13 protein-coding genes are annotated in these 15,265 nt (G+C 69.6%); 5 read left to right on the plus strand and 8 right to left on the minus strand.

Going from position 1 to position 15,265, the window contains the following annotated elements:
- Nucleotides 1-79 precede the first annotated feature (79 nt).
- The 3 genes from ABZU69_RS21135 to mmsA are packed head-to-tail and all read right to left on the minus strand — an operon-like array spanning nucleotide 80 to nucleotide 4,077.
- Nucleotides 80-1,183: a sugar-binding protein gene (locus tag ABZU69_RS21135; protein WP_354966036.1), complete on the minus strand. Its 1,104-nt coding sequence runs from the start codon at nucleotides 1,181-1,183 to the stop codon at nucleotides 80-82.
- A gap of 51 nt (nucleotides 1,184-1,234) precedes the next feature.
- Nucleotides 1,235-2,533 carry a multiple monosaccharide ABC transporter permease gene (gene mmsB, locus ABZU69_RS21140; RefSeq protein ID WP_354966037.1) on the minus strand — a complete coding sequence of 433 codons (1,299 nt, stop codon included), beginning with the start codon at nucleotides 2,531-2,533 and terminating at the stop codon, nucleotides 1,235-1,237.
- Complete coding sequence (gene mmsA, locus ABZU69_RS21145) at nucleotides 2,530-4,077, minus strand: multiple monosaccharide ABC transporter ATP-binding protein (RefSeq protein ID WP_354966038.1); 1,548 nt, start codon at nucleotides 4,075-4,077, stop codon at nucleotides 2,530-2,532. Before mmsA ends, mmsB begins: the two co-directional genes overlap by 4 nt.
- A 505-nt stretch (nucleotides 4,078-4,582) precedes the next feature.
- On the opposite strand from mmsA, the gene ABZU69_RS21150 reads away from it, so the two are divergent.
- Nucleotides 4,583-5,005, plus strand: a complete 423-nt coding sequence (locus tag ABZU69_RS21150) for an acyl-CoA thioesterase (protein ID WP_354966039.1) — start codon at nucleotides 4,583-4,585, stop codon at nucleotides 5,003-5,005.
- Nucleotides 5,006-5,026: 21 nt separating this feature from the next.
- Here the strand turns inward: ABZU69_RS21150 and ABZU69_RS21155 are convergent, their stop codons facing one another.
- The 3 genes from ABZU69_RS21155 to ABZU69_RS21165 all read right to left on the minus strand — a co-directional run bounded on the left by ABZU69_RS21155 (nucleotide 5,027) and on the right by ABZU69_RS21165 (nucleotide 7,337).
- Nucleotides 5,027-6,202 carry a glutathione-independent formaldehyde dehydrogenase gene (locus tag ABZU69_RS21155; protein ID WP_354966040.1) on the minus strand — a complete coding sequence of 392 codons (1,176 nt, stop codon included), beginning with the start codon at nucleotides 6,200-6,202 and terminating at the stop codon, nucleotides 5,027-5,029.
- A 145-nt stretch (nucleotides 6,203-6,347) separates the two neighbouring features.
- On the minus strand, nucleotides 6,348-6,587 hold the full coding sequence (locus tag ABZU69_RS21160; RefSeq protein WP_074318313.1) for a 4-oxalocrotonate tautomerase family protein: 240 nt from the start codon (nucleotides 6,585-6,587) through the stop codon (nucleotides 6,348-6,350).
- A gap of 33 nt (nucleotides 6,588-6,620) precedes the next feature.
- Nucleotides 6,621-7,337 (minus strand): SDR family oxidoreductase, encoded by a 717-nt coding sequence (locus ABZU69_RS21165; RefSeq protein WP_354966041.1) that lies wholly within the window; start codon nucleotides 7,335-7,337, stop codon nucleotides 6,621-6,623.
- Between the two features lie 113 nt (nucleotides 7,338-7,450).
- Here ABZU69_RS21165 and ABZU69_RS21170 point away from each other — a divergent pair, with 113 nt between their 5' ends.
- The 3 genes from ABZU69_RS21170 to ABZU69_RS21180 all read left to right on the plus strand — a co-directional run bounded on the left by ABZU69_RS21170 (nucleotide 7,451) and on the right by ABZU69_RS21180 (nucleotide 11,309).
- The gene (locus ABZU69_RS21170; protein ID WP_354966042.1) at nucleotides 7,451-8,071 is read left to right on the plus strand and encodes a TetR family transcriptional regulator; all 621 of its coding nucleotides are present in this window, start codon (nucleotides 7,451-7,453) and stop codon (nucleotides 8,069-8,071) included.
- A 93-nt stretch (nucleotides 8,072-8,164) separates the two neighbouring features.
- On the plus strand, nucleotides 8,165-9,841 hold the full coding sequence (locus ABZU69_RS21175; protein ID WP_354966043.1) for an ATP-binding cassette domain-containing protein: 1,677 nt from the start codon (nucleotides 8,165-8,167) through the stop codon (nucleotides 9,839-9,841).
- Complete coding sequence (locus ABZU69_RS21180; RefSeq protein WP_354966044.1) at nucleotides 9,831-11,309, plus strand: aminotransferase class V-fold PLP-dependent enzyme; 1,479 nt, start codon at nucleotides 9,831-9,833, stop codon at nucleotides 11,307-11,309. The genes ABZU69_RS21175 and ABZU69_RS21180 overlap by 11 nt, the downstream gene beginning before the upstream one ends.
- Before the next feature lie 35 nt (nucleotides 11,310-11,344).
- Here ABZU69_RS21180 and ABZU69_RS21185 read toward each other — a convergent pair whose 3' ends face one another.
- Nucleotides 11,345-11,743, minus strand: coding sequence for a hypothetical protein (locus ABZU69_RS21185; RefSeq protein ID WP_354966045.1), 399 nt, complete (start codon nucleotides 11,741-11,743; stop codon nucleotides 11,345-11,347).
- A 746-nt stretch (nucleotides 11,744-12,489) separates the two neighbouring features.
- Between ABZU69_RS21185 and ABZU69_RS21190 the strand changes: the two genes are divergently transcribed.
- Nucleotides 12,490-13,752, plus strand: a complete 1,263-nt coding sequence (locus ABZU69_RS21190) for a family 16 glycosylhydrolase (RefSeq protein ID WP_354966046.1) — start codon at nucleotides 12,490-12,492, stop codon at nucleotides 13,750-13,752.
- A gap of 129 nt (nucleotides 13,753-13,881) precedes the next feature.
- Here the strand turns inward: ABZU69_RS21190 and ABZU69_RS21195 are convergent, their stop codons facing one another.
- Nucleotides 13,882-15,180 carry a DUF1479 domain-containing protein gene (locus tag ABZU69_RS21195; RefSeq protein WP_354966047.1) on the minus strand — a complete coding sequence of 433 codons (1,299 nt, stop codon included), beginning with the start codon at nucleotides 15,178-15,180 and terminating at the stop codon, nucleotides 13,882-13,884.
- Nucleotides 15,181-15,265 lie beyond the last annotated feature (85 nt).

Below are 15,265 nucleotides of genomic sequence, written 5' to 3' on the forward strand. Positions count from 1 at the left end.
TGCGGGGGTGTCAGGACGACGATGGGTCCCGGAACAGGAGATCCGGGACCCATCGGTGTCACTGCCTACCGTGTGGTGCTTACTTGGTGAGCGGCGCGAGCTTCGGGTCGTTGGCGTACGCCTCAGCCGCGTTCGCCTTGGTGACGGCGACCGGCGGGAGCAGGTACGTGTCGACGACCTTGCTGCCGTTGTTGTAGGACTTGGTGTCGTTCACCTGCGGGGTGTTACCGGCCTGGAGAGCCTTGACCATGTTGATGGTCTCCTTCACCAGGTTGCGGGTGTCCTTGTTGATCGTCATGTACTGCTCGCCAGCGACGATCGACTTGACCGACTCGACCTCGGAGTCCTGGCCGGTGACGACCGGGGTCGGCTTGCCAGCGCCCTTGACCGAGGTCAGGATCGCGCGGGCCAGCGTGTCGTTCGGGGAGAGGACGCCGTCCAGCTCCTTGTTGCCGTAGGTCGAGGTCAGCAGCTGGTCCATGCGGGCCTGCGCACCCTCGGCCTTCCAGCCCTGGATGGCGGTCTGCTTGACGTCGGTCTGCTTCGAGGCGACGACCACGGTGCCCTTGTCGATCTCCGGCTTGAGCACGCTCATCGCGCCGTTGAAGAAGACACCGGCGTTGTTGTCGTCCGGCGAGCCGGAGAACAGCTCGATGTTGTACGGGCCGTTCGGCTTCTTGGCCTTCATGCCGTCCAGCAGGGCCTGGCCCTGGAGCTGGCCGACCTTGAAGTTGTCGAACGCGACGTAGTAGTCGAGGTCCGGCGTGTTGGTGATGAGCCGGTCGTACGCGATGACCTTCGCGCCGGCCGCGTGGGCCGCCGCGACCTGGGTCGACAGCTGCGCGGCGTCGGTCGCGCCGATGACGATGACCTTGGCACCCTTGGTGGTCATGGCCGTGATCTGGGCCTGCTGGTCGGCCACCGTGGTCGACGCGCCGGCGTACTGCACGTCAGCCTGGAAACCGGCCTCCTTGAGACCGTTGCTGAAGAGGTCACCGGCGAGGACCCAGTTCTCCGAGGTCTTGGCCGGGAGGGCCACGCCGATCAGCGAGTTCGCCGCGAAGCCCTTGGCGGCCTCGCCGCTGGAGTCGCCGTCGCCGTCACGGCCGGAGCCGCAGCCGGCGAGAGCCAGCATGGCGGCGGCGCTGATGGCAACCACCGACGTGCCGAAGAATTTACGCATGGGAGGACTTGCCTTTCTGATAATTGAGACGGGTGGAGAGGTCGGTGGCCGTCAGCCGGACACCGCTGCCTTGGCGGGCTCGCGCTCCGCGTCCGGCGGTGAGGCGGGTGGGGCGGAGTCTTCGCGACGGAACGGTCGCATCAGACTTCCGATGATGGAGAACCGCCCCTGGCTCTTGTTGTAGACGTCGATCGCGACGGCCAGCAGCAGGACCAGGCCCTTGATGATCTGGACGCGGTCGGTGCCGACGCCCATCAGTTGCAGGCCGTTGTTGAGCACGGCCATGACGAGACCACCAACGATCGAGCCGCTGATGGTGCCGATACCGCCGGAGACCGCCGCGCCACCGATGAAGACCGCGGCGATCGCGTCCAGTTCCCAGCCGTTACCGTCCTGCGGTCCGGAGGCCGCCGAGCGGGCCACGAAGATCATGCCGGCCAGGGCAGCCAGGACGGACATGTTCATCATGACGAAGAAGTTGACCCGCTTGAGCTTCACACCGGACAGCTCGGCCGCCCGGGAGTTGCCGCCCACCGCGTAGATGTGCCGGCCACCGGCCGTGTTGCGGGTGTAGAAGGAGTACGCGATCACCAGGACCAGCAGGATGATGCCGGAGATCGGGAAGCTGGTGCCGACGCGACCGCTGGCGAAGCGCAGCGATGCGAAGGCGATCACCCCGACCATGACGGCCATCCGCAGGATCGAGATCCACATCGGTGCGGGGTCAGCGTCCATGGCCCTGCGGGTCTTACGGGCCTGGATCTCGCGCCACACCACGGCCACCGCCGCGGCCAGGCCGAGCAGCAGCGTGGCGTTGTTGTAGCCGGTGTTCGGACCGAACTCGGGCAGGAAGCCGGAGCCGATCTCCCGGAAGCCCTCCGGCACCGGGATCGTGTTGGCGTTACCGATGTACTGGTTGCCACCGCGGAACAGCAGCATGCCGGCCAGGGTGACGATGAACGCCGGGACCCCGATGTATGCCACCCAGAAGCCCTGCCAGGCGCCGATGATCGCGCCGATCGCGAGGCCGAACAGGATGGCTACGGGCCAGGGCAGCGACCAGTCGGCCATCGACTTGGCCACCAGGATGCCCGCGAAGGCGGCGATGGAGCCGACCGAGAGGTCGATGTGCCCGGCGACGATCACCATGAGCATGCCGATGGCCAGAATCAGAATGTACGAGTTCTGCTGGAACAGCGCGATCAGGTTGTCCGACCGCAGGGTGAGGCCATCGGTCAGGATCTGGAACAGGACGACGATCGCCACCAGGGTGAAGATCATCCCGAACTGGCGAGCGTTGGAGGTGGTGCCTCCGAACAGGTTCTTCTGAAGGTCCTTCAAACGGCTCATCGTGTCAGCATCTTCTTCGTCGAGGTCATCTGCTTCATGAGGTTTTCCGGGTTGGCATCTTCCCGGGCGATCTCGCCCGTGATGGAGCCTTCGAACACGGTGTAGATGCGGTCGCAGAGCCCGATCAGCTCAGGCAGCTCCGAGGAGATGACGACGACGCCCTTCCCCTGGTCGGCGAGCCGCTGGATGATGCCGTAGATCTCGTACTTGGCACCCACGTCGATGCCGCGCGTCGGCTCGTCGAGGATCAGCAGGTCCGGGTCGGTGAACATCCACTTCGCCAGGACGACCTTCTGCTGGTTACCGCCGGAGAGCTTCGAGACGCTCTCGTCGACCGTCGGGGCCTTGGTCCGCAACTCCTTGCGGTACGCCTCAGCCGCCTGGTACTCCTCGACCTCGCTCAGGACGCCGTGGTGCGAGATCTTGGACAGCTTGGCGGCGACCGTCGACGACTTGATGTCGTCGAGCAGGTTGAGGCCGATCGCCTTGCGGTCCTCGCTGACGTACGCGAGCCCGTTGTCGATCGCGTCCGCGACCGACTTCAGGACGATCTCCTTGCCGTCCTTGATGATCGTGCCCGACTCGTACACCCCGTAGGAGCGGCCGAAGACACTCATCGCCAGCTCCGTGCGGCCGGCGCCCATCAGGCCGGCGAAGCCGACGATCTCGCCGCGACGCACCACGAAGCTCTCGTTCTTGCAGACCTGCCGCTCGGCGGAGATCGGGTGCCGGACGTTCCAGTTCCGGACCTCGAAGAAGACCTCACCGATCTTCGGCGTGTGTTCCGGGAACCGGCTGCTCAGCTCGCGGCCGACCATGCCCCGCACGATCCGGTCCTCGTCGACCCCGTCCGCCTTGACGTCCAGGGTCTCCACGGTCCGGCCGTCGCGCAGGATCGTGATCTGGTCGGCGATCGCCTCGATCTCGTTCAGCTTGTGCGAGATCATGATCGAGGTGATGCCGCGGGAGCGGAAACCACGCAGCAGGTCCAGCAGGTGCCGGGAGTCGGCCTCGTTCAGAGCCGCGGTCGGCTCGTCCAGGATGAGCAGCTTCACGTCCTTGGCGAACGCCTTGGCGATCTCCACGAGCTGCTGCTTGCCGACCCCGATGTCCTTGATCAGGGTGTCCGGGTCCTCCTCGAGACCGACCCGGGCCATCAGGTCCAGCGCCATCCGGTTCGCGGCCTTCCAGTCGATCGCGCCCCGCTTGCGCGGTTCGTTGCCGAGGAAGATGTTCTCCGCGATCGACATGCCCGGAATGAGCGCGAGCTCCTGGTGGATGATCACGATTCCGGCGTTCTCGCTGGCGCGGATGTCGGAGAACCGGGTCTCCGCGCCCTGGTAGACGATCTTGCCCTCGTAGGTGCCGTGTGGGTAGACCCCGCTGAGGACCTTCATCAGCGTGGACTTGCCCGCGCCGTTCTCGCCGCAGATGGCATGGATCTCGCCGGCGCGAACCACCAGGTTGACGTCGGAGAGGGCCTTGACTCCGGGAAACTCCTTGGTGATGGAGCGCATCTCAAGGAGGATGGGCACGTCGCTCATCGCTCGTACCACCTCGCCAACGTCATCGGTTGCCTCCGGAAGGTTTGACCTTCACTCGGTTTTGTTGTTGACGGCAACGTATTGCGGTGGAAGGGTCATCCGCAAGGCGAGGGCCTGTTGAAAATGTAACAATCCGGCAATATCGACGTCGCGCAGTGTTCACACGTCCCAACAGTCGCCGTAGCCCCACCGGCGCCCCGACCGCCGCTCGTCACACCCCATCGACTTGGCGTGACGGGCCGATCGACCTCGGCCAGCATCCCCGGGGCCGCCAGCAGGCACAACGCGCTCCGGGCGGCTCGCGAGGCACCGCGAGCGGACGCCGCCGCCATCGAGCGATCTTGATCGGCAGCTCTCCGACGACCTTGACCAGCGGCGATGCGACCCACCCCGGACAGCGATGTGATCAACGCCTCGGGCGGACGACCACTGACGGATGACCCCCGGCGAAGACCAGGATCACCACGTACGTCGGCCGCCCGGGTGCCCAACTACCCTCGAGCCCATGGGAGATCCGTTCCGGGTACGCATCACCGTTCGTGGCTACGAGCTGGACACCCAGGGCCACCTGAACCAGGCCGTCTACCTCCAGTACGGCGAGCACGCCCGGTGGGAATGCCTGCGCGCGGCCGGCATCGCGCAGGACCGGCTTCTCGCCGCCGGAGTGGGACCGGTCGCCATGGAGGTGACCGTGAAGTACCTGCGCGAGCTGCGCGGCGGGGACGAGGTGGACGTCTCCTGCCAGTTCCGCTGGGGCGAGGGCCGGGCCTTCCACATCGACCAGGACTACACCCTCCCGGACGGGACCCCGGTGGCGCGGCTGACCGGGGTGGGCGGGCTGCTGGATCTGTCGACCCGGCGGCTGGTGCCCGACCCGCGTGGGCGGTTCCGGGAGTTGGCCGCCGACCCGGCGCCACTCAACCTCTGACGCCGGCCGGAGCGCCGGCGCTCACGGGCGCAGGACCGCCTTGATCACCCCGTTCTCGCGGCGGTCGAAACTGCGGTACAGCTCGGGCGCGTCGGCGAGGGTGCCGTGGTGGGTGACGATCACGCTGGGCCGGGCCCGGCCGGAGACGACCAGGTCACGAAGCAGCACGGTGTAGCGGCGGTCGTGGGTACGGCCGAACCGGACCGAGACGCCCTTGTTGAACAGCGTCCCCCACGGTGCGACCAGCTCCTCGCTGGCACTCGCGCCGGGGCGCGGTCGCAGGTCCTTCTCCGGGTACACGCCGGCGACCGCGATCGCTCCGGCGGGGTTGACCAGCCGGGCCGCGTCCGCGATGACCTGGTCGGGGCGCTCCTGATCGGGGCGCTCGCGGTCGCGGGCGTGGAACCCGACGGCGTCGACGACCTTGTCGATCCCGCCCAGCTTCTCCTCGCCCAGCGGCAGTCCCGCCCGGGCCCGCTCCGCGCGGATCTGCTCCACGGGGTCGCCCCGGCGGAAGTCGACCGGCACCGCGCCGATCTCACCGGCCTTGTCCAGCCGGGCGTCCACACCATCCACGCAGTACACCACCCTGGCACCGCGGATCAGCGCCGAGTAGGCGCTGAGCAGGCCGATGGTGCCGGCACCGAACACGGCCACCGTGTCGCCGGCCTCGACCCCGGCGAGGGTCGCGGTGGCGTGCCACCCGGTGACGAACGCGTCGGCGAGCAGCACGAAGTCGTCCTCGTACCCGTCACCCGGCTCCCCGGGGACGGGTACGCAGTTCGCGTCCGCCCACGGCACGCGCAGCAGGTCGGCCTGGGCACCCCGGTACGGGCCCATCCCGGCGTAGCCGTACGCGGCGCCCGGCCCCTCGGCGCGGACGCGCAGGCAGGCCGCCGAGAGCCCCCGGGCGCACATCACGCACGTTCCGCAGAACAGGTGCGTGGGGATCACCACGCGGGTGCCCGGACGGACCGTCTGGACGGCGCTGCCCACCTGCTCGACCACGCCCAGCGGTTCGTGGCCGAAGACCAGGCCGGGTTCGGCTCCGGTCCGCCCGTCGTACATGTGCAGGTCGGTGCCGCACAGGGCGGTGGAGGTGATCCGCACTAGCGCGTCGGTCTCCGTCTCCAGCGTCGCGTCCGGCACCTCCCGCACCTCGACGGTCCGGACGTCCGCGTAGACGACGGCTCTCATCCCGACTCCCCACTCCGGCGGCGGACGACGTTCTTCCCGCGACCGGGGTGTTCATGCCACTGGGCACCCGGCTAGACCGCGCCGGGGGCGTCGGCGTTCCGACGTCCCCGGCGCCGCGGTTCGAGAGCCGGTGGCGGTGGGGCCGCTACTCGGGTACGGCCCCGCTCTGCTGCTGTCGGAACTGGTCGACCGGGAGGCCGCCGCGACCCCAGTTCTCCGTCTCGACCTCGTCGATCACCACGAAGGTCGACGTCAACGGCTTGTTCAGGACGTCGCGCAGCAGTTCGCTCACGCCCTTGATGAGGGCGGCCTTCTCCTCGGCGGTCGCCGCGGACGTGCCCGGCGTGTTGCCCTCGCGAGTGATCTGGATGGTGACGATCGGCATTCTCTGCTCCTCTTCCGGGGTGGGGTTGGGCGTTCAGTGACCGGCGTTCTGGCCGCCGTCGACGTGCAGGATCTCGCCAGTGACGAAGGGCGCGGACTCGAGGTAGACGACGGCGTCGACGACGTCGCTGGTCTCCCCCATCCGGCCGACCGGGTGCAGGCCGGCGAGCGTCTGGTGCGTCTCGACCGGGTGCATCGGGGTCTTGATGATGCCGGGTGCGACGGCGTTGACCCGGACTCCGCGAGCCGCGTACTCGATGGCCAGGGACTTGGTGGCGGAGCTGAGGCCACCCTTGGTCAACGAGGCGAGCACGGACGGGACGTGCGAGCTGGGCTGGTCGACGAAACTGGTCGTGATGGTGACGATGTGCCCGGCGCCGGTGGTCAGCAGGTGCGGCAGGACGCGCCGGGTGAGGTGGAAGAACCCCGCGAGGTTGACCCCGGTGACAAGGTCGAACTCCTCGTCGGTGTAGTCGGTGAACGGCTTGGCGACGAAGACGCCGGCGTTGTTCACCAGGGTGTCGATACGCCCGAAACGGTCCAGGGCGGCACGGACCACCCGCTCTGCCGTGTCCGGGTCGGCGATGTCGCCGCGGACGGTGACGACCTCCGGGTCGTCCGCGGGGCCGATCGAGCGCGAGGTCGCCACGACGCCGTACCCGAGTTTGCGGTAGGCGTCCACGAGGTCGGCGCCGATGCCCTGTGACGCACCGGTGATCACGACGACCTTCTGCCCCTGACTGGTGTTCATGAGAACCACTTCCTGACTGGCCGGAGGGGGCCGGGACCGTTTGGCCCGGCCGAGATGATCACTAGACGACTGGTCGACTAAAAGCTAGCCGACCGGTCGGGTATCGTCAAAGCATGGGACGGACCAGTGACGCGCGAAACAAGATTCTCGACGCGGCCGCGGTGCTGATCGAGCAGCGCGGCTACTCTGCCCTGGGCGTGGCGGAGATCTGCGCGACGGCGGGTGTGCCGAAGGGCAGCTTCTACTACTTCTTCGAGTCCAAGCAGGCGCTCGCCCGCACCGTGATCGACGAGCACTGGGCGAACCAGCGCCGCCAGTGGGAGCAGCTGCTCGGCAGCGGGCGCGACCCGCTGCGGCGGCTGAGGGACCTGTTCGAGGCCACCGAGGCGGTCCAGCGCACCGGCCAGCAGAAGGCCGGCGTGGTCGCCGGCTGCCTGTTCGGCAACCTCGCCCTCGAACTCAGCAACCAGGCCGAGGAGATCCGCCGCCGGCTCCAGGAGATCTTCGAGGCCCAGATCGACCTCATCGAGCAGGTGGTCGTCGAGGCGAAGGCGAACGGACTCGCCGGCCCGGCGGTCGACACCCGGGAAGCCGCCCGGTCCATTGTGGCCCAGATCGAGGGGCGGGTCCTGCTCGCGAAGCTGCTCAACGATCCGGCCCAGCTGGAGACGCTGTGGCGCAACTGCCTCGACCTCCTCCAGGTGCCGGCGGAGGCGCGGACCACGACCGACTGAGTGGCCGGGACGGTGGAGTGGGCACCCGGACGTAGCATCGGCGAGGCACGATATTCAGGCGGCCCACTCCCGACCGGATCGAGCACACCCCACATGACGACCGAGCAGACGACGTCCTCCCCGCGCACCGGCGTCGGCATCATCGCCAGGGGCCTGGGCCAGAGCGTCCGGGACGGGCGCCGGATCCTCGACGACATCTCGTTGACCATCCAACCGGGTGAGGTCGTCGCCATCATCGGCGCCAGCGGCGCCGGCAAGACCACCCTGCTGGAGACGCTCGCCGGGATACGGCGACCGGCGGCCGGCACCGTGTCGTACGACGGCCCCACCGGAGAAGGTGCGGTCGGCTACGTTCCGCAGGACGACATCATCCACCGCGAGCTGCCCCTGGAACGCACACTGCGGTACGCGGCCCGACTGCGCCTGCCACCGGAGACCGGCCCGGTCGAGGTGACCGAACGGGTCGCCGAGGTGCTCGCCGGGTTGCGGCTGACCGATAGGGGTTCCGTCCCGGTGGGCCGGCTCAGCGGCGGCGAGCGCAAACGCGCCAGCATCGCCGTCGAGCTGCTCACCCGGCCAGGCGTGTTCTTCCTGGACGAGCCCACCTCCGGGCTGGACCCGGCGATCGCCGTGGACCTGCTCCGGGTGCTGCGCACGCTCGCCGACGCGGGGACCACCGTGGTGCTCACCACCCACCAGATCACCGACGTGGACCGGTGCGACCGGGTCGTGGTGCTGACCCGCCAGGGCCGGTTGGCGTTCGCCGGCACCCCGGCTGACGCCCAGGAGTTCTTCGGCCTACGGTCCCTCGCCGAGGTGCACCTGCGGCTCGACGAGGAGACCGACCCGGCCGCGTTGCCCGACCGCTTCGCCGCGCACCGCGACGTCGACCCACCCGCCCGTCCGGTCGACCCGGGCGCCGCGGGGCACCGGCAGGTCGGCCGGCTGCGCCAGTTCGGCGTCCTCACCGCGCGCAACACCGAGATCGTCGCCCGAAACCGGCTCACCCTGGCGATCCTGCTCGGCTCGCCACTGATGGTGCTCGGTATGTTCGCGCTGCTGTTCCGCCCCGGGGCGTTCGACCCGGCGCACCCCAGCCCGACCGTGACCGTGATGATCCTGTTCTGGATCGCGTTCGGCGGCTTCTTCTTCGGTCTGACCTATGGCCTGCTCCAGATCTGCACCGAGCTGCCGATCCTGCGCCGGGAGCGGCTGGCCGGTGTCCGGCTGCTGCCGTACCTGGTGGCGAAGGTGGCGGTGCTGCTGCCCCTGCTGGCCCTGGTGGACCTCGCCCTGCTCGGTGTGCTGCGCGGCACCGATCGACTGCCGCCGGTCGACGGCGCCGGCTTCACCGCCCTGTACACGACGCTGCTGCTCTCCTCGGCGGCCGCGCTCACCCTCGGCCTGCTCTGCTCCGCGGCCGTCTCCGACGCCGCCCAGGCCACGCTCATGCTGCCAATGCTCTGCTTCCCGCAGGTGCTGTTCGTCGGCGCGATCCTGCCGGTGCCGGCCATGGCGGCCGGCGGCCAGTGGCTCAGCTACGCGATGTCGAACCGGTGGGCGTTCGAGGGCTTGGGCCACACAGCCGGGGTGGAGCGGCTCTGGCGGGAGGGCGCCTCCCCGCTCGGTCCGCCCCTGCTGGCCACCTACGGCGACAGCTTCTCCCGCCCGGTGTGGGTGAACTGGCTGGTGCTCGGCGGTTTCGTGCTGCTCTTCCTCGCCGCGACCTGGGTGGTGCTGGTCCGCAGGGAGCGTCACCGTGCCTCCTGAACCCGCGTCCCGCACCGCCGCCGGCACATCGCCGGCGAAGCTGCCGGGGTACGCCGGCACCGCCCGGATCGACGAACTGCGCGCCACCGAATACCGGCACCTCGACCGGCACGGCCACGTCTACCTGGACTACGCCGGGTCCGGGGTGGCCGCACAGGCACAGGTGAGAGCCCACCACGACCGGTTGCTGGCGGGCCTGTACAGCAATCCGCACTCGGAGAACCCGACCTCGGAGGCGGCCGGCTCCCTGGTGGAGTCGGCCCGGCACGCGGTGCTCGACTTCTTCCGGGCGGACCCGGCGGAGTACGCGGTCGTCTTCACCCCGAACGCCAGCGGCGCCTGCCGGCTGGTCGGCGAGGCGTACGACTTCAGCCGGACCGCACCGTTCGTGCTGACCTGGGACAACCACAACTCGGTCAACGGCATCCGCGAGTACGCCCGGGCAGCCGGCGCGCGGGCGCGCTACGTACCGCTGGCCGGTCCGGAGCTGCGGGTCGCCGAGGCGGACCTGGTCGACGTGCTGGACGCCAACCGCGGCGGGCTGGGCGGGCGGCGGGGTCGGCCCGGCGGTCGGGGCCTGTTCGCGTACCCGGCGCAGAGCAACTTCTCCGGCGTGCAGCACCCGCTGAGCTGGGTGGAGCTGGCCCACCGGCACGGGTACGACGTGCTGCTCGACGCCGCCGCGTACGCCCCGACGAACCGGTTGGATCTCCGCGCCGTCCAACCCGAGTTCGTCTGCCTGAGCTGGTACAAGCTCTTCGGCTACCCCACCGGCGTCGGCGCGCTGCTGGCCCGCCGCGACGCGCTGGCCCGGCTGCGCCGGCCGTGGTTCGCCGGCGGCACGATCCGGGCGGTCAGCGTTCAGGGCGACTGGCACCGGTCGATGGACGACGAGTCGGCGTTCGAGGACGGCACGCTCAACTTCCTGAGCATCCCGGACGTGGAGTTCGGGTTGCGCTGGCTCGACGCGATCGGCGTGGACCTCGTGCACACCCGGGTCGGCCTGCTCACCGGGTGGCGGCTGGCCCGGCTGACCACGCTGCGGCACCGCACCGGCCGGCCACTGGTCCAGGTGTACGGGCCGGCGACGGGTGCGGACCGGGGCGGCACGGTGACGTTCAACCTCCGCCACCCGGACGGTTCCCTGGTCGACGAGCGGCTCGTGGCGCGGGAGGCCGCGGCGGCGGGCTTCTCCCTGCGTACCGGCTGTTTCTGCAATCCGGGTGCGGGAGAGGGTGCGTTCGGCATCAGCCGCGGCTCGCTGCGCCGGCGGCTGCTCGCGCGGATCGACACGATCGATGAGTATCTCGGGGCGCTGCGGCTGCCGACCGGTGGCGCGGTCCGCGTCTCGTTCGGTCTGGCCTCCAACGCGGCCGACGCGGAACGCTTCCTCGCGTTCGTCGAGGCCACCTATCTGGACCGCGAGGCCACCGCCGACGCACCGTTGCCACCCCGGCTGCGCTGCTGACCCGCCTTTGGCCCGACCGCGCTGCGGCAGGCTCGCTAGCGTGCCTGAGCCACCGACGTCGGGCGGCTCTTCATCTCCTCCATGAAGGGGAACCGGGCGGTGAGCTCGGTGAGCGTCAGCCCGGCCCGCCAGGCCGCGGCCAGCTGGGCCACCTGCACGAGGTCCATGGCGTCGCCCCGTGCTTGAACCTCGCCGGCAACCCGAAGGTCCACCATGAAGTACCGGGCCTGAGAACCCAGCCCGACGCAGACCACGCCCTGGTCGGAGTGCAGCTCGGCGCAGGTGAACCGGGCACGCCCCTGCTCGGGAGCGGTTATCCGGCCGAGGTCGAGCTCGTGCCGGGCGGCGATCTCGATGAGCGCGGGGGCCAGACCACCCCGCTCGACCAGGTCCGGGTAGAGGCGCACACCCAGCGCCGTCGACACGTCGCTCATGACTGACTCCCACTTCCTCGTGACAGAGACCAGCAGCACGCAGGTTACGGGGATGTTTCCGGCGAGCCTCGTCATCCTGTCCCCCGTGGACGCCTCACGGCAATAGGAAGGATCGATTAGACCCCTATCGGAGGAATGTGCTCCGGAGCCGCAGCGGATGGCGGTGCACAGGTTCACCGGCGAACCGTGACCCTCGGAGACGTCGGTTCGCCAGCGACGTCGGCTCGCCAGCGACGTCGGCTCGCCAGCGACGTCGGCTCGCCAGCGACGTCGGTTCGCCAGCGGACGCGCCAGTGGTCAGCTCGCACCCTTTGCTCTGCTTCAACCCACGCAACACTCGCGGCCCGAAACCGTTGCGCGGGTTGAAGCAGAGCAAAGGCGGCAAAGAAGGTGCCCTCAGCCCGGTGCGGCCGCAGACCCGCAGGTCCTGCCCCCGCTCCCGAACCGGTCCTGCCACCCGCTCCCGAACCAGATCCAGCCCCCGCTCCCGAACCGGGTCCTGCCGCCGCTGTCGAAGGCAGGCGAGAGTCGGCCCGGCGGTCGGCCGCCGGGTGGGAGCGGCGCCCGGATGGGCGGACGGTGGACCAGCCCGACCCGGGCGACTGCGACGCTCCGGTAGTGGACTGTCGTCGCATTGGAAACACTCTTGACAAAAAGACCGTCATATCGACATGCTTCGCTATAGAGAGCGCTCTCAGGCCCTCCGGTGCACAGCCTCCGCCACCCCACTCGCTGAGGAGCCCCCCGTGTTCAACGCCCGTCCCGCCCCCCGTTTCCGACCCCTCGTCCTCGCCGCGGTCGCTCTCCTCGCCACCACCTCGGCTCTCGTCCTCCCGGCGCACCCGGACCGGGCCGAGGCCGCCATCGGCCCGATCACCTGGCAGGACGAGTTCAACGCTCCGGCCGGCGCAGCCGTCGACCAGGGCAAATGGCGCTTCGACATCGGCGGTGGCGGCTGGGGCAACAACGAGCGGCAGTACTACACCAACAGCACCAGCAACGCCGTCCACGACGGCCAGGGCAATCTGGTCATCACCGCCCGCCGGGACAACCCCGCCAACTATCAGTGCCACTACGGGCGCTGCGAGTACACCTCGGCGCGGCTGCTGACCGCGGCCACCTTCACCCAGACGTACGGCCGGTTCGAGGCCCGCATCAAGATCCCGCGCGGTCAGGGCATCTGGCCGGCGTTCTGGATGCTCGGCACCGGCAGCGGAGGATGGCCCAACGTCGGCGAGATCGACGTCATGGAAAACATCGGCAGGGAACCCAACACCGTCTACGGCACCGTGCACGGGCCTGGCTACTCCGGCGGCGGTGGCATCACCGGCAGCCGCACCCTCGGCGGGCCACTCGCCGACGGCTTTCACACCTACCGGGTGGACTGGGAGCCGAACGTGATCACCTGGTATCTGGACGGGGTGCAGTACCACCGGGTCGACCCCGCCCGGCTGGGCGGCAACCGGTGGGTCTTCGACCACCCCTTCTTCATGATCCTCAACGTGGCGGTCGGCGGTAACTGGCCCGGTTACCCGGACGGCTCCACGCAGTTCCCGCAGCAGATGCTCGTCGACTACGTCCGGGTGTCCGGCTACACCTCCGGCGGTGGCGGCGACCCGGCCCCCGGCACCAGCCGGATCCGAGGCGCGCAGAGCGGACGCTGCATCGACATCCCCAGCGCCAACCCGGTCGAGGGCGCCAAGCTGCAGATCTGGGACTGCAACACCACCGCCGCGCAGGCCTGGACCTTCGCCTCCGATGGGACCGTCCGCGCGATGGGCAAGTGCATGGACCCCGCCTGGGCGGGCACCGCCAACGGCACCGAGGTCAACCTGGTCTCCTGCAACGGCAATCCCGCCCAACGCTTCACCCTCAACGCCGCCGGCGACCTGATCAACGTCAGCGCCAACCGGTGCGTGGACGTTCGGGACGCCAACCCCGCCAACGGCGGCAAACTGCACCTGTGGGACTGCATCGGCGCCGCCAACCAGAAGTGGTCCCGCATCTGAGGACGCCGACAGCTCGTACCACCCGCGATTGGGCCGCCCGAGAGCATCTTCGGGCGGCCCACCGCCATGCGCTGTTGCGCTCCGTCCGACGGAGGCCCGCACCGTCGGCCCGCTGTCCGGTGCGGGCGATCAGTCCAGGCCCAGGCCGCGCCGTCCGGTGGGGTTGAGGCTGTCGGGCTGGAAGCGGTTGGGCCAACCGCGCTCGTAGTGCTCGGCCGGGAAGTCGGTCGGGCTGGACCCGGTCTGGAACGCCTCCCGGACGGCCGCCGAGTACCGCTCGTTGCGGGGGCACCACGGGGCCGCGGGAATGTACATGACATTGCCCCACCCCTGTTGCCCCTGGACGGGCGCCACGCTGTGGATCATGTCGCAGTGCCACCAGACGGAGTCGCCCGCCCTGACGTCGGGGATGCCGGTGAGGGCCCGCATGAGCAGCGGGTGCCACCTGTCGTTGGCGGGAAAGACCTGGTTGACCGTGACGCCGCACATGTCGTCGGCGGGCACGTCGGCCAGCAGCGGCCGGAGCATCAGGTAGCCCATCGCCTCGGGGATCGGGACCGTGTGCAGCACTCCCTGGTCATGGTCCATGTCGGAGAGCGCGGTCCAGCCCTGGAAGGTGCGGAAGGCCGAGCACATGGTGGTGCCGGGATACTGCGGTCCGGCGGTGCGGTGGGCGGCGTCCCAGGGGTCGTACTGCTCGACCGTGCCGCTGAAGAGGTGCCGGAAGGTCCTTTGGTAGGCCTCGGTCATCCACAGGTCGAGGGTGCCGGGGTCGAGGTGGGTGCCCAGACCGCCCGAGTCGGCGCCCGGCGGCCGGCGGCGGATCCGGTCCGGGTAGAGCGAGTCGCGGTTCGGGTCGAACCACCGCACACCCTCGGACTCGTGCTTCCACTGGCTGTTCAGGAACGCCTGCACCCGGGCCATCCGGTCGCTCTGGCGGGCCTGCATCTGGGCCGGCGACCAGTAGACCGGGTAGATCTCGGGCTTGGACCCCACGCTGCCGAAGAAGTCGTCGCCGGGCCCTCGGTACGCCTCGAAGAAGCCGTTGCCGTCCACGTAGTCGACGATGTCGCGGTCCCAGTCGAGGGCCTGCTGGCGGTCGAAATGCCCGCGTACGACGATGCAGCCCCGCTCGCGCAGCTTCTCCACCGCTTCGGCTGACACCGTGCCGGCCTCGATGTCCGCGTACTCGATGACCGGCCAGATCGTCTCGCCGCGCTCCCTGGCGGCGGTGACGTCGTCGACCTTCGCCTGGACCCGCTGTTCGACGACCGCGAACACCTCCTCGACGGTGCGGCCGGAGACCTCGATTCGGGCCCGTAGCGCGGCCTTGATCTGGCGGATGGCGGCGGAAAGGTCGTTCGGCGGCGACTCCCAGTGCGGCAGGGGCGGGAGCGGTGCGGCGGCCAGAGCGGGCTGGGCGTTCACGGCGCGACTCCTTCTAGTTAGGGCTCCTTCTTGGAAAGACTGTAGGAGGCGGGCACCCTTCTAGGCAAGGCTCCTGCCTAGAATC

Origin of the sequence: Micromonospora sp. NPDC005206, assembly GCF_040608175.1 — a bacterium.
Lineage (GTDB): Bacteria > Actinomycetota > Actinomycetes > Mycobacteriales > Micromonosporaceae > Micromonospora.